General features: G+C 62.5%; 1 protein-coding gene. It reads left to right on the top strand.

Annotated features, from left to right (window positions below; all coding sequences use genetic code 11):
* A partial coding sequence (locus EXE44_RS20930) for a choice-of-anchor I domain-containing protein (protein ID WP_394348233.1) occupies positions 1-312 on the top strand: 312 nt, incomplete at both ends.

Below are 312 nucleotides of genomic sequence, written 5' to 3'. Positions count from 1 at the left end.
GGGGCAAACAGCGTCGACGTAGTGGGCGATCTCGTCGCGGTGGCAGTCGAAAACGAGAACCCACAAGCAGCCGGATTCGTCGCCCTCTACGACCCGAGCGAACTCGAGCTGCTGGCCGTGGCAGATGTTGGAGCGTTGCCCGACAAGGTGACCATCACGCCTGACGGTCAGTACGTTCTTTCGGCGAACGAAGGCGAGCCCGCCTTCGACGAGTCTCCGGGGAGTCGGACCGACCCCCGAGGCTCGATCAGCATTATCGACGTCACGCGGAGAGATGCTCCGCGGGTTGAAACCCTCGATTTCACCCCGTTT

The organism is Halorubrum sp. SS7 (assembly GCF_005435055.1).
GTDB lineage: Archaea > Halobacteriota > Halobacteria > Halobacteriales > Haloferacaceae > Halorubrum > Halorubrum salinarum.
This window is presented reverse-complemented; position numbering and strand designations above follow the sequence as displayed.